At 66.2% G+C, this 14,129-nt stretch carries 9 protein-coding genes and 1 pseudogene; 7 read left to right on the top strand and 3 right to left on the bottom strand.

Annotation, left to right across the window (positions count from 1 at the left end; all coding sequences use genetic code 11):
• The first annotated feature begins 35 nt into the window (after positions 1-35).
• The 3 genes from AB0E90_RS38130 (at position 36) to AB0E90_RS38120 (ending at position 3,761) form a co-directional block, all read left to right on the top strand.
• Positions 36-317: an HAD hydrolase-like protein gene (locus AB0E90_RS38130; protein ID WP_360416765.1), complete on the top strand. Its 282-nt coding sequence runs from the start codon at positions 36-38 to the stop codon at positions 315-317.
• A gap of 256 nt (positions 318-573) precedes the next feature.
• Entirely contained in the window at positions 574-2,469 is a 1,896-nt protein-coding gene (locus AB0E90_RS38125) for a hypothetical protein (protein WP_360416763.1), read from the top strand.
• A 353-nt stretch (positions 2,470-2,822) separates the two neighbouring features.
• Positions 2,823-3,761: a hypothetical protein gene (locus AB0E90_RS38120; RefSeq protein WP_360416761.1), complete on the top strand. Its 939-nt coding sequence runs from the start codon at positions 2,823-2,825 to the stop codon at positions 3,759-3,761.
• 652 nt (positions 3,762-4,413) lie between these two features.
• On the opposite strand, the gene AB0E90_RS38115 is transcribed toward AB0E90_RS38120, so the two are convergent.
• Positions 4,414-4,707: a hypothetical protein gene (locus AB0E90_RS38115; RefSeq protein WP_360416759.1), complete on the bottom strand. Its 294-nt coding sequence runs from the start codon at positions 4,705-4,707 to the stop codon at positions 4,414-4,416.
• Between the two features lie 372 nt (positions 4,708-5,079).
• Between AB0E90_RS38115 and AB0E90_RS38110 the strand changes: the two genes are divergently transcribed.
• A complete protein-coding gene (locus AB0E90_RS38110) occupies positions 5,080-8,820 on the top strand; it encodes a DUF4365 domain-containing protein (RefSeq protein ID WP_360416757.1) in 3,741 nt (1,246 codons plus the stop codon).
• Positions 8,821-9,237: 417 nt separating this feature from the next.
• The gene (locus tag AB0E90_RS38105; RefSeq protein ID WP_360416755.1) at positions 9,238-9,606 is read left to right on the top strand and encodes a hypothetical protein; all 369 of its coding nucleotides are present in this window, start codon (positions 9,238-9,240) and stop codon (positions 9,604-9,606) included.
• A 47-nt stretch (positions 9,607-9,653) separates the two neighbouring features.
• Here the strand turns inward: AB0E90_RS38105 and AB0E90_RS38100 are convergent, their stop codons facing one another.
• Positions 9,654-10,085, bottom strand: a complete 432-nt coding sequence (locus tag AB0E90_RS38100) for a GIY-YIG nuclease family protein (protein ID WP_360416753.1) — start codon at positions 10,083-10,085, stop codon at positions 9,654-9,656.
• A gap of 512 nt (positions 10,086-10,597) precedes the next feature.
• Here AB0E90_RS38100 and AB0E90_RS38095 point away from each other — a divergent pair.
• Positions 10,598-11,125 (top strand): hypothetical protein, encoded by a 528-nt coding sequence (locus tag AB0E90_RS38095; protein ID WP_360416751.1) that lies wholly within the window; start codon positions 10,598-10,600, stop codon positions 11,123-11,125.
• A 112-nt stretch (positions 11,126-11,237) separates the two neighbouring features.
• On the opposite strand, the gene AB0E90_RS38090 is transcribed toward AB0E90_RS38095, so the two are convergent.
• Positions 11,238-12,251, bottom strand: a complete 1,014-nt coding sequence (locus AB0E90_RS38090) for a hypothetical protein (protein ID WP_360416749.1) — start codon at positions 12,249-12,251, stop codon at positions 11,238-11,240.
• 329 nt (positions 12,252-12,580) lie between these two features.
• On the opposite strand from AB0E90_RS38090, the pseudogene AB0E90_RS38085 reads away from it, so the two are divergent.
• Positions 12,581-14,016, top strand: a pseudogene (locus AB0E90_RS38085) (IS3 family transposase).
• The last annotated feature ends 113 nt before the right edge of the window (positions 14,017-14,129 follow it).

Here is a 14,129-nt window from a genome sequence, read left to right as displayed (position 1 = left end):
CCCGGAAAGCTCAGTGCGAACGAGGGGCCTGTTTTGTGGGCTGCCGTGCGCGTCCTGATATTAAGCACGCGGGGGCCGCCAAGCCGTCACCCGCGATCTTCGCGTTAGCGGCCGCCCAACTCGGCATCCCGCTCGGCAACTGCGTCATGATCGGCGACGACCCTAACTTCGACATCCGCGCCAGCCTGCACACCGGTGTCGCCGCCGCCCTGCTCATCGACCCCCGCAGTGACCGCCCGTGCAGCTGGTCGGCGCCTGGCCTATCCCGACCTCGGCCGCGCTGCCGCCGCCGTGCTCGCGGCCGCGAATCGCAGTGACGGCCCCATGCGGACGGCCTAGCCGGCCAGGCGTGGTGGGGGCATGGTCGCGCGTACCTGATCCCGACCTCCCGCCGGTCTCGTACCGAGGTCGGTGGTAGACGCCGTCGTCCGCCTGCTCGGCAGTCGGACGGCTAGGCCGTGGACACATCGAATGGGTGACTAGATGGCTTTTTTGATTGCCTTTCTCCGGAACGCGACGTGCCTGGTACAGAAATGGATTTTGTTGCGCTCAGCTGAGCCCTAAGATGGCGCAGTGTCCGAAGGTATGGATGTCGTATGGCATTGCGGTGACGAGCGGCTCCTCGAGCAAATGCAGTGCCTTACGGAAGCCGACGCCACCTGGGCCGAGGGCTGTCTAGACATTGTCGCGGCCCTGGACGAGCTGCTGGCCTGGTGCGAGGACACGCGGGCTTACAATGACCGCTTTCACGACAACGGCTGGGGTTCGGTCAACGCGGACTTCCGCTACTCCTTGAAATGTGTCGGCACCGGACTGAAATCCCTCGCCGGTAGCAGTTTCGCGGCAATCGACGCGAAACTCGCAGACGACATCGCCAAAGACTCCAGCGCTGTCGCCGAGCTAGCGGTGCTGGTCGTTGACGCCCGCCGACTGCTCGCCACCGACGACGCCCTCGTCGCCGCCTGGACAGACCTGGTGGCCAGCTGCAAGCGGCCTGAAACTGCCATCGACTCGCCGTATGTGCGCCACGACAACTTCTGGGCGATCGTTAAGTTGACCGGCCGGATGCCGGCCGACCTGTCCCGAACCCTGATCTCGCTGCTGAGCGGCGACCCCTGGGCCATGCGCAACGCCCTCGCCACGCTCGGCGATCTGAAACAGAACCAGGATGCGACGGAAACGGCCCAGGCGTTCCCCTTGCCAGGTGCCGCAACTCCACCGCTGTCCGAGCCCAAAGACCGGTTGGCCACCGCCGAGCGACTCCTGAGATTGCCGCCACGGCCTGTCCACCACGTCATCTGGCTCGCCTTCGACAACGCCGGATTGACCAGCAGCCCAGTGCTGACGATCGGGCCGGTTGCGCTCTACGCCGGTTACGCACTCGGCCCGGTACTGGAAGATGACGACGCCGATCGCAGCATGCTGCCCGCCGAACTGCACAAGACGTGGGTCCCGATCCAGGTGCCCGATGGCCACGATGTCGTGATGGCCAGAGTCGATCTGGGTTCGGGGTTCTGCGCCGATCCCCTGAGCCGGGCCCGCGACCTGGTCCGCACGATGACCGCGTACGCCGCGGCCCGCGCCGGAGGCTCCGAATGGGTAGAGATCTCGGGCTACATCCATGTGCAGGACGGTCGGATCGTCCGATCCCCGACGTTCGGACTCGACAGGATCGAGACGACCTTCCGGCCGGACATTGACGCCACCGCGGCCGGCCTCAGCCGTTACTCCGGGATCATCGCCACCGGGCTCCCGCACGCGCTTACCAAGAAGCGCGAGTTGCCCGAGGCCCTGCACTGGTGGCACCTCGCCGACCGTCAGTCCGGCGCTCCTGCCGTCTTCGTGAACGTCAGGATCATCGAGGTTCTCGCCTCCCTGACCGTTGACATGCAGTGGGACAAATATCTGGGGCGTTACTGGAAGGTCCAGTGGCTGCGGCAGGCGATTCGCGAAGAGGCGAACGAGGCCCTCCTCGGAGCAATGAGCACCAGATTCGTGGTGGACGGCGCCAGCACGCGTCAAGACGAGCTCCGGTCCATGGCCCACGGCTTCGACCTCGGGCAGATGACGTGGGACGTCACCGCACCGGCGCGGCATCTGAGCGAGATCCAGGCCATTCTGAGCGCCGGAACCCTGCAGGCCCGCCAGGTCCGGACGCTGGCCCGCCGTACGGCGAACGAGGCCGCCATCGCCAAGTGGGTCAAGAGCCTGGAGGAACAATGGACGATCCGGCTAAGCCGCCTGGAGCGAGTACGTAACTCCATCGCCCACGGCGGACCGGTCACCCCAGACTCCGTGTCGCGAGTACAGCGCTTCAGCCGTCAGCTGTCGGCCTGGGTCGTAATCGGCACTCTCGACGCGATCATGACCGGCAGTCCTCTCAAAGAAGCGAACCAGGGGCAGATGGACGCCGCCGATACTTGGCGCACCCAACTACCGGCCGCCACGTCACTCGTGGAGATCCTGTAGGAGCCGGGTTCCTACTCGGCGATGCCGTCACACCGGGAAAGATCTTGCCGCGTCCGCATCCAGGGCGAGGACGGCAGACGCAACTCATCGACCCCGGCCTGCACGCCGCCCGTGACCTTCGGCCGCAGCAGTTCCCGACCCGCGAACGCCGCGCTCGCCTGCACGCCGGCCGCGCCCGCGCATGGGCACAATGAGACAACCTGCTGCTCTGGGCTGGTCCAAATGTGTTGACGGAACGACTTCTTCCTCGCTGAGCCGGGCAGCGGGCCGGAGGAGATGTTATGTCGCGAGGTCGATCCGCTTGGCTGGCCCGGGCTGTGCGGGCCTACACCGGTGAACCGTATCGGGTTGCGTTGGACCGGCTGCGCCGATTCCCTGGCCGGCCGATCCCGACCGGCTCGGTCGCCCAGCGGCATCTTGAGCTTCAGGTTCTGCGCCGCATCGGTTTCTACGGATTCACCGAGCGCTACGGCTGGAAACCCGGCGACCCGCCGTTCGCGATCGACTGGATTCGCCCGATGCCGAACTCCCTCGATATCGCCGTACGGCCCGACGCCCTGCCGGAGGCGATCGGTGCGCTGCTTCCCATGCTGGTACCCGGCAGCGAACCGACGGGAGTCCGGGGCCTGCGTCCCAGGCTGACTCCTCACGGTGTCGAGCTGAGCCGGATCGGCCTGCCGGGGATGGTGTGCCTGCGCGGAGTACGGCTGCGCGCGTGGCAACGGGCCCTGGATATCTCCATGAAGATCTGGGACGACCCGGACGAGACGCTGCTGCTGTGGCGAACCCATCCGGACGTCATGCATCCGGACGAGGAAGACATTGCCCGATCCTGCGACGCCGGCTACGCGCCGGCGAGCGAGGGCTGCGACGACGTCGCGGCCGCAGCGTCCATCGTGTTGCGTAGACAGATGATCTTCCGTGGGGTCACCGACATCAGGGTGTGGACAAACCCGGGAAGCATCCAACTGGAGTGGTACGGCGGTGACGACCACGCCGCTGTGGCGGGCGCCCTGCTGGATCCCGTGTTCGGGATGCCGGGTTCCGTCGACGCACCATGCACCTGCCACGACTCCGGTGCGAACCGCTGCTGGTCGGTCGAGCTCGACTTCGTCGCCAATCCCGGCGGCTACGTGAACCTGCGCCGTGGCGGCGCGGACTGGACCGACCGGCTTGAGCAGTCGAGTGAGAAGGCACGACAACGCCGCTCCGCAGAGCTGCGCCCTGCCTGGGCAGGTCTCCCCGCGGCGCCTTCAAACCACAATAGGCAGGGGTTGTCGATGTCCGTCTAGGTGCGGTCGCATCGGCGAACTCGTTGATCGGCGTTGCAGAACCGACCTGTAGTGGCATTCCCGAGCCGGATGTGGAGGATGCTGGTTCAGTGTTTATGGAGCCGCATTCCAGCCAGGTCGTTATGGCGGCGCCGCCACGGATTCTTCTGGCGGGATGAATTCGCGGCGGCGTACCTCACCTCAACGTAGGCGCAGTTTCGATGATCGTCTAGGCGCATCGGTCTTTGTTGGGTCGTCGATCGGTGGATGTCCCGCTGTCCCCGAAGCCGCGGCGGCCATGTGGTTCGCGGTGTCCCGAGGCTGCGCAGAACACATCGAGGGCCGGAGGCCGGGTAGCGGCCGGCACGGTCAGGAGGATCGGCCGGTGGTGCGGCCCGCGGCCAGGTCGGGTCATCGGCTGGTAGAGCATGAACAGCTGCTGATCGCTGATGGCGTTCTCGAGATCGCGGCAGAGGGCCTCGCGAGACCAGCCGCTGCGCCGCACGGCGGAGCTGGTAGACGTTCGCCGGCGCCCGGGAACTGGTACGCCGGTGCCGTCGCCGCGGACGAGATTCCCACGAACGCGACGCAATCCGAGAACGGCTCGGGTACGGCCTGCCCACGTCGGCGCCCCGTCGCACGTCGGCGTGGTCACCATCAGTGTCTGGCGTCTTCAGCGCGGCGCGGCGCGCCGACGGCGGGCGGGCCGGCGTGGCGAGGAGCCTGCCGCAGGGCAGGTCTGGCCCAGCGCGTTCAAAAGCAGCACAAGGACGTCCTTGCCGTTGCGGCGTCGCGTCTCTTTGCCCGAGAGCAGCGCCACCCACACCGCCGGGACGACGCACAGGGAAAGGAGAATGAACAGGACGGCAGGTAACGCCAGAAGCCACATCGACGATTGGAGGGCGCGAGACATGAGGCTGAACACGAACAACCCTTCTTGTCCGGGCTCGGCGACGCCGTCAGGCATCCCCTCGCCGCGAATGATGGTTGCCGCGCTCTACAAAGCGGAGGAGTCGAGTGGATATGAAATTGTCGATGACGCTGGAACAACCCGCGTTAACCGATCACGTCATGGCGGGCGGAGGACATGCACTGCATCATGTCGTCGCCCGGTAACGATAGACCGCAAACGGGGCAACTGGCACCCGCCAGGATGCCGATCGGTGTCGATTGCACCCGGAAGGTGGACAGCGACGTAGGCGGCGCCGGACCTTGCCCACTACTGTGAGTGACTTTTGCTAGGTTTGCTCGGCGGCGTGCCAGCTCTCGGTCCATTCGCCCAGGCCGTCCCCGGAATTGGGAACCGCTGTGCCGGTGGGCGGAGCGCTAATCTCCATCGGTGACCAGCCCACTTTCCACTGAAGTGACGGGCGCCGCCGGCGCCAATGGCGTCGGCCTGCTCGTCAATCGTCTGGGGTGGCACTTCCGCCGGCAGTTGGAAGCCGACGTGGGGATCGACGCTCAAATTGAAACCGTGATGGAGACGGTTGCCACCGCCCGACAACTGGGCGTTCAGATCAAAGCCGGGTCGTCGTGGTTCACCGAGCCAGCGTCGGGTGCAAGCGGCTGGTGGTTTCGTGAGCGGGACCAGACACACCGGCGCTATTGGTTGCGCTATCCACTCTCGGTGATCGTGGTCCTGTACGACATCGAGGCCCATACCGCTTACTGGCAGGTGGTCGACGAGGACACGGCAGTGCCGACCGGGTCAGGTTTCAAAGTGTTCGTCCCGCGCGGTCAACGGATCGACGCTGAGTGCGCCCCGAGGCTGGCCGAGCTCGCGCGGAGAGCGCCGAACGATCCGTTCGACAAGCAGGTAGCCGATCTACCGTCGGCGTGTGCGGACTCTCTGGTGACGCTGCGCGAACGTGCGCCTGCAGTGGCACAGGAGCTCGCCGAGGTCCTCCTTGCGGGCCGGGACGACCCGGCTGCTGCCGTGCGGCGTCTCCGGAAACCCCGCTCGATCGCATGGCCTTGGCCTGCGTGGACAGCCCTCGCCGAGTACGCGGCCGAGTACGCCCTGAACGCACTGGCCGCAGACTGCCTGCTCCAGGGTGTCGACGCGTGTGACGACGACCCGATGTGCGCTCGCATGACCGCGGCCGCCGGCGTCTACCTGATCACCGTCGATCCTGAGCGTGCCCGGCGTCTGCTCACTGAGGCGTCTACCAGGCCGGCCGGCGCTCTTTCCGCCGCGGTGGGCCTGGCGACGCTTGATCACGGCACCCTGGACGGGCCCATTCCGGTCCCCGCCGTGCTCGCCGAGCATCCCACTCAAGCAGCCGCCGACGCGACGGTTCAACGGTTTCTGGGCGATCAGGCCGCACGCCGCGGCGACACGGACATGGCCATCACCTTCTACGAGAAGGCGCTGGAGTTGGCGCCATGGTCGGCGGCGCAAATGCTCACGCTCGCCGAGGCACTGTTGCGGCGCCGCGAACCCGGCCCAGGCGAAACAAGCCTGGCCGACTACCGCCGGGCGGCCTCGCTTGCTGAACGAGCCCGTACGACCCGCCGTCGGTGCCGGGCGGACAGCGTTGCTGCGGCACGGGTCCTGCTGCATGCGATCGAGCTCGGCGGGGACGAGCGATCCGCTATCCGGGTCGCTGCACCAGACCCGGACGGTGAGGCGACTGATGCGGAGGCCGCCTCCGCAGAGCTCGCCTTCTACGCGGCCCGGCTCTGTTTCGAGACCGGCAACCTCATAGCCGGCGAGCGATTCGAAGCGACTATCGCCCGGTCCGGGAACGCTGAGTGGACCGCGCACTGCGCTGCGGTGAAGGCATCGACAGGAGGTGCGAACGCTGCCGAACAAGTCAGCCGGTGGCGGCAGTTCCTCGACACCGATGCCCCGGACGACCGGCGCCTGGTTGCGTTGAACCATCTTGCGGAACTCGGCGTCTGGCCCCTGCCCGACCTGGAACGCATGCACAGCAGGGGCCTTCTAACCGATGGCTTCTACAACGGGATGCACGCCGAGGCCCTCGCTGCTGCCGGCCGGTGGGCCGAAGCGCTCGACCTGCTTCGGCCGCTGAGCCGCACCAGCATCGTGATGGCCGAGTCCTACGCCCGAAAGCTCGCCGCGCAAGGCGACACCAAGGACAGCGTCCTAGTCTGCGACGAGGCGGCGATGCGGTTCGGTGACGCCCGCATGGATCTGCTCGCGCTGGACGTCTTGAGCCGGGCAGGCCGCACTAAGGATGTCCAGGAGCGCGCCACGGAGTTACTAAGCCGCGCTGATCTTCCTGCCAATCTGCGCCACCGTATCCGTTGCCGACTTATCGACGCACATGGCGTGCACTGCGATTGGCTAAAGGCCGAGAAGCTCGCCCGCTCCGGTCTTTCCGAAGTACAAGATCTCCTGCAAAGCCGTGGGCTGTCCGCCAGCGAAACGGTGGAGAGTCCCAGGCCCGCGCCAGGTGATCTACACACCTGGCTGAGCTATTACAGCTGGGCCGTCATCGTCAGCCTGATTCACCGCGGCCAGATCGACGACGCGTTCGTCATGCTCGAACGGCTTGACCCCGTAGCAATCACTGCAGTGGAGATCGCTACGTGGGGGGACCTCCACCAGGCCCACGGCTGGACGCCCGAGACCGCCGAGCGCGCTCTTGCCGTCGCCGGCGGCGACGATGTTCCGATCTTCGTCGCCGCACCGATTTTGTTCTCCCTTCAACAGTTCTGCCGGGCAGGCAGGGACAGGACGCGTGTCGACGTCACCGACGACAGCGTCTCCACGGCAACGGTGAGCGAACAACTCGCTCGCCAGATCGAACGAGCCTGGGCCGATCTGGTCGGCCTTCACCCGGCAATGGCGCGCGCGCTGGAGAGCGACGGGGGTTCGGGGTTCGCCGAGCAGGTACGCGCTCTTCTCCTGCCACACGCGATCAAGTTCGACCAGGCACGCGAAGCCGTTCGGGCAGGGCGACTTCCGCTCGGCGTGCTCAGCGCCGCCACCGGCGAACCGTATGTGCTCAGCCTGGTCCGGCGAGCTGCCGGGATGATCACGGCCATCACAGCAAACGATGGACAGCATAGTCAGGAGATCGAAACCTGCCGGAGTGCCCTCGACGGCGCGATCGTCATCGAGGGCAGCGCGCTCTACCTCGCCTCCGCGACGACCCAACTCTGGGCGGTGGCGAAAGATGCCTTCGCAGAGATCCTCATCCCTGAGCCGGCCGCTCATGACGTCGTGCTGGGCCACAGGTTCGTCGCGGAGGGCGCCGCTGCGGGTGCCCGTCCTGGCGGTGGCAACTCGCCTTCCGCCCCGCTGGCCGACGCCTTACCGATGCAAGAACTCCACGAGGCCGAGAAGCTCCTGCACGATAGCAAGCAGTGCCGGCCCGTCGTCGTCGTTGCGGACACCGGCGGGCTCGGAGTGGCGCTTAACACGAGAACCATCAACCCGTGGCTCGCGCCGATAGCGGTCGCCATCGAGCACGACATCGCTCTCTTCAGCGACGACGTCTACCTGCGCAGACTCGCCGGCTACTTCGGTGCGCGAACCTTCGGCAGCCTCGCCCTGATCGAAGTTCTCCTCGAAGCCGAGCGGATCAATGTGCAAGCCGCCACCGACATGATCGAGAACTTCTTCCGGCTGCGGGTCGTCGACCTTCCCAACGCCTGGCCGCTCGCGGCACGTATCGCCCAGGTGGAAGGAGCAGGTGCGCCGCCGATTCTCACCAACCTGGCCCGCACATCGTTTTGGCAGGACATCGGCCAGGCCAACTTCATTGGCGCTCTGTTCCAGCTATTGGAACACGTTCAACGCGCCCCCGGCGCCGTCGAAATGTTTACAAGTGCGGCAGCCGCGGGACTAACCGCGACATTTGGACCACCGGAACGGGTCCTCGCCACCCTGGGAACTGCCGTCATCCTGACCGCAACGGACCTGACCGCCGCCGCATCCGAACCAGCACTACGAGCGATCCGCCAGCTGGCCGCTCAGCACGGCTGGAACCCGATTCCACAGCTGCGCGACGACCTCATTGCAGCGCTCGTCGACCCAGACGGTTCCTTCGCCATGTCGGACAATGAAGCGGTAGATACCGCCAAACGTCTCACCGACGCGACCCCATAGCCCTGTGCGGACCGCCGGACATCGGCCCCCTGTCCGGCGGGCACTCGTCGAGGGACGGCGTGTTGGGTCGCTCCATAGGAGGACCTGCCCTCGTGCAGCAGGAACCGACGCCGACGTTTTCGACGCGATCGCGTAGGAGCACCAGGCCGGATAACGCGGCTAGCCTGCGGAGTTGATCGAAGTTTCGCTTGAGTCGTTAAGCGCCCAGGGGTCTTGAGGGCTCGTAGGTGCGCGTATGCACCGGGCGAGGCACCTAATGCCTCCAGCAGTTTCCCGGCCTGAGCGAAGAGAGCGGCCCCGGCCGGACCCTCGGGGAGGTCGTCTCGGTCGAGAATCCTCCCGGCTAGGTAGAGCTGGCTGAGCATGCCGTCCCGGCTGTCCAGTTGGTCGCAGTAGCGCAGCCGGATCTGCTCGGCTATGCGCGGGCTCGCCAGGCTGTGCAAGTACAAGGCTGGCAGCGTCAAAGCCGGACGGCACCAGCCCCTCACCGACCAGGCCGGCCTCGGCGAAGCCGAACAGCACGCGCTGCGCCGCGGACGCATGGTGCGGCGTGGACAGGGCTTCAGCCTGCACGTGACCGCGCTGCTGGAAGGCCACCAAGCGCTGCTCGCCGCGGCCGGCATACCCGGGGCCGAGGGCGCCTCGTCCGCCGACCGCAAGGCGTACCGCATCTACCACGACCGGCTGCGCCTGGCTGTCCAACTCGGCGCGCTTCCCGTCGACAGCCGTCCTGGGCCGCCGGACCTGACCAAGTACGATGCCCTGCTCACCCGAACCGGCAGATGACGGCGTTATGACAAGCCTGATCCGCTCGGCCTAGCCACGGCGGTTCCTCACCGGTCCGGGGTATCCCAGCATTGCTCTCTGCACAAGGAGCTGACGTAGTCGTCCACTCCGTCAGTCCAGCGGAACCACTCGCGGGCAACGCCAAGGTCGCGGAAGTCATGCTTCAGCTCGGTTTCGAGGACTCGGCGCCGACGCTCGTCGGGTTCGTAGATGACGTGCGCCAAGTGCAGTTCGCCCGGGTTGCCGGTATTGAGAGTGGGGAGTCTGAGAATAGGATCTTTGCTTTCACCGATCTTGAATCGGTGAGGTTTCCCGCCGTTGACCAGGTTGAACCGGTCGGGGTATTCAACAACGAAGTAGACCCCAGGGAAGCTGTGAGGGTCGTAGCGCGGATACTCGGGGTCCGTCATGAGGGCCTTAGAGCCGCGGTAATCGCGGCGTAGTTGCTCAATCTTCCGGCTCGCGGCCTTCCTGCTCATCACGGCTCGGTTCGCCTCGTCAGGGGTGCTGGCAGAGAGTGGAGGACGTGGGGAAGGCTGGCGGCCTCACGGCCGAATGTCGGCGCACCTGGCGGAGGGCCAGCCGGGACGGGAATGGTCATAACCAACCGTTTTACTCCACGCCCGCCAAGTCAGGATCGTGTAGGGGCGACGCGACGCCGCCGGAACGGCGAGCCGCCGCGCGCAATCCTATGGGCCTCGACGGCAAGCTCGACGCCGAGACGTACCACGCGTTTTTCGACCGTGCGCTGGCCCGGGAAAGCTGAGGCACCCCGCCCAGACCACGCGTGAGCCCTCCCCCACAAGACTCGGGGAAGGGCTCGCTGTTACTCATGGGTTCGGCGGCGATGGGTGTTTTGTGGTGTTGGGGTTTGCCCCAACACCACAGCCTTAAGCCTCACCCATAAACCTTGACACAAGGGTTGACATCTATAGCACCGTCGCTGCATGCTCATAAACCAACTACCAAGGTTTATGGTTTATGGAGATGCGTGATCCACATCAAGCTGGGCCCCACTCGTCCCGCCGCCGAAGACGACACCATGCAACGTGACTATGTCGGCTGGTCGCCAGAGCTGAGCCCGCTCCAGTTGTTCGAGCGCAACCGGGGGCGCTGGAAGTTCGGCGCTCGGGCCCGCCAGGAGCGGTACGCCGCGTTCTCCTCTACCGTCACCAGCACGATCGTGCTGGTGGTCGAAATCGACGACTTCGAGGACGTCGGTGGCGGCAAGTCCGCGATCGTCGGGACCGTCCTGGAACCCGGCGACCCCCTATATGACGGCTTGATCAGCCAGCCAAGCCTCGACCAATACCGCAATCCGGTCACCTACGTCGACGACCACCCTCTCGACCGGCCGCGAACCTGCGGCTGCGGGTGCGGCGGAGTCGTCACCGGCGCCCGGCAGTTCCTCCCCGGCCACGACCAGCGTGCAATCCACGAGCGGATCGCTGAGCAGTGGGGCAACACCATGGGCTTCATCCGCTGGTTCGACGCCGCCTATCGCCAACCTGCCGAGTAAATACAGAGCTGACCCCCGGCCGGCGATCGCCGTGTCAATCGGCGACCGCACTCCGCCCCCAGTGCGAGCGCGAGGCAGCCTGCCTACCGGCCACGGCTGACCAGGCGCCGGCTCAAGCGGGCGAGGGAAGCCGGTCATGCCGGGCTGCCAGCGCGTCGAAGAACTCCTCGAGGAGACGCTCGGCACCGCCGCCCTCCATCAGCTCGTACCCACCGAAGCGGTAGACCTCATAGCCGCGCAACTGCAGGAACCGGTCTTCGGCGACCATCTTGGCGTACCGGCCCGGGTTGGCGCGTGGGCGTTCGCGTGGCTTGGCCGGGTCTGGGTCGTCGGCGTAGTGCTGCACGCCGTCGCACTCGATCACCACACGGACCCGGCCGGGAAACAACAGCAGGAAATCCATCCGCTGATGAGTCAGCGGCGCCGGCACCGTGCCGTAGCGGGACTGCGGATATGGGTCGTAGTGCAGGTACACCTGCGGCACCAGGGCCGGGATGTCTGGGCCTAGTCGGCGCGAGCGCTTGACGTACGCGTCAAGGATCCGGCGTTCGGCGTTGTTGTCCAGCGAGCGGGAGAGCCGCTGCACCAAGTGGTTCCAGACGTCGAGGTCAGGGGCATCGGTGAGCTGCTCACGTTCGGCCCACCAGCGGTTCATCTGGCGCCAGGTAAGCCCGCCGTCTCCCAGCGGGCGGTCGTAGATGAGGCTGTATTCGGCGTTATCGATTGCCTTGATCTCGTTGTTGATCGCGTCGGTGAAGACGAACTTGGGCTTGGGACCGTCCGCAGCGAAGATCAACTGTTTGAAGTCTCCAGCGACACCACCGCCACGCGCCTGGGCGACGAGGCTGGCCAACTCGCCAGCGGCTTTGCCGCCGTCGGCGGCTTCCTCGCCGGCGCATTCATTCAGAACGTGCTCTGCGATTCGGAGCAACTCGGGTAGTTCCTTGCCGATCAGCCGCCGCACGACGTACTTCCGCTTGCTGTGAATCGCGATGTCGTCCTGTTCCGGGTTAGACGGAGCCAGCCCGATCCCGGTACAGAACTGCTCGACCTCTGGGGAGGACATCGCGTGGCGCAGTGCTTCACCCATCGCCTCGCGCAGCTTTCTCACGGTCACCATCTGCACCCTTGGAAGCCTACGAGCACGACGGCCCGGCTTCCGTACGAGGAAGCCGAGCCGTCAGTGATAGCCGGTTGATCAGCCGATGGGCAGGGGAAATCTGGTCCAGGCGCAGCTCCCGCTTGCCCCAGCCGGACACGCCCAGTCAGAGTTCTACAAATTGAAGTCCAACCCGGTCGCGACCTTTGCCCGAGCCAGTCAACCCAAACCTGCGCATCCGTTCACGGCCAGCGGGATCCCCGGCCTGCTCTCGCAACCCCTCTGTGCCAAGATCATGAGAGGCAAGATCTACTCTTGAAACGTTGAGCTGAGGGCGAGCGAGGAGACCACCACCGGTGGGTTCGAATAGTGAGGTGCCTGACCCGGAGGTTCCGGCGAAGGCGAGATCGCGTAGTTACTCGGCCGCGTACAAGGCGCGGGTCCTGGAGGAGTACGAGTCGCTCGACAAGGCGGGCAAGGGTGCGCTTCTGCGGCGGGAGGGCTTGTATTCGTCGTTGATCACGACGTGGCGTCAGCAGCGCGATCGGGGTGCCCGGCAGGCCCTGGCCCGTCCGGCGGGACGTCCGCCGGCCGATACGCGCGACAGGGAGCTGGCCCAGCTGCGGCGCGAGAACGAGCGCCTGGCCGCGGAGCTCGCGAAGGCGCAGACGGTGATCGAGGTGCAGGGAAAACTCTCCGCGCTGCTGGGTCAGCTCGCGACCAGCAGCGCCCCGGACTCCGGGAGCGAGCCGAAGCCGTGATCGACGCGGCGATCGCCGAGCTGACCGCGGTGCTCGGGTCGGTGCGGGCGGCGTGCACGGCGGCCGGCCGGCCGCAGGCCAACCATTACCGCCGGCACCGGCAGAGCCCGAAACCCGAACGGGAACCACGCGTGCGTAAGCCGCAGCCGCGGGCGTTGTCGCAAGCCGAGCGCGAGAGCGTGCGGGCGCTGCTGAACCACCCCGAACACGTCGACAAGGCGCCGGCCACGGTCTACCACGAGCTGCTCGACGAGGGCGCCTACCTCGCGAGCGTCTCGACGATGTACCGGATCCTGCGTGAACACGGCGAGGTCCGCGAACGCCGAGCGCAGGCCACTCACCCGGCGCGGGTCAAGCCGGAACTGGTCGCGACCGGCCCGAACACCGTGTGGTCGTGGGACATCACGAAGCTGCACGGCCCGGCGAAATGGCAGTACTTCTACCTGTACGTGATCATCGACATCTACAGCCGGTACGCCGTCGGCTGGCTCCTGGCCGACCGCGAGTCCAGCATCCTGGCCGAGAAACTGCTGGCCGACACGATCGTCAAACAGCACGTCGACCGCGACGAACTGACCATCCACGCCGACAACGGCTCCTCGATGGCCTCGAAACCGGTGGCGTTCCTGCTCGCCGACCTCGGCGTCACGAAAAGCCACTCCCGGCCGCACACCAGCAACGACAACCCATACAGCGAAGCGCATTTCAAGACGTTGAAGTACCGGCCCGGCTTCCCGGACCGCTTCGACACCATCGAAGCAGCCCGCGCCTTCTGCCGCGACTTCTTCACCTGGTACAACACCCAGCACCGGCACTCCGGGATCGCCTGGCACACCCCACACAACGTCCACCACGGACACGCCGGCACCGTCCACGCGGTCCGCGCCGAGGTCCTGACCGCCGCCTACCAGCGCCACCCCGAACGCTTCGTCCGCAAGCACCCCGAACCGGCAACCCTGCCCGAAGCGGCATGGATCAACCCGCCCGCCGAGAACCAGGCTGACCAGCAGATTCACTCAAAGAATCCCTAATCAACCAGCCTCAAAAATCTTGACACGTTCCGACTCGCCCAGGCCAACAACAGAGGACGTACCGGCGCGGTCGTGGTGGCTAACGCGACGGGTTGTTGAGCGAGGACGATCGC

The organism is Actinoplanes sp. NPDC026619, from assembly GCF_040638295.1.
Classification (GTDB): Bacteria; Actinomycetota; Actinomycetes; order Mycobacteriales; family Micromonosporaceae; genus Actinoplanes.
Note: the sequence above shows the minus strand (reverse complement) of the source record. Positions and strands in the feature narration are given on the sequence as shown.

Coding starts and splice junctions, on each gene's coding strand:
- AB0E90_RS38115 (WP_360416759.1), bottom strand. CDS start 4,707: ATGCCTGACGGCGTCGCCGAGCCCGGACAAGAAGGGTTGTTCGTGTTC.
- AB0E90_RS38105 (WP_360416755.1), top strand. CDS start 9,238: ATGCGCGGGCTCGCCAGGCTGTGCAAGTACAAGGCTGGCAGCGTCAAA.
- AB0E90_RS38100 (WP_360416753.1), bottom strand. CDS start 10,085: ATGAGCAGGAAGGCCGCGAGCCGGAAGATTGAGCAACTACGCCGCGAT.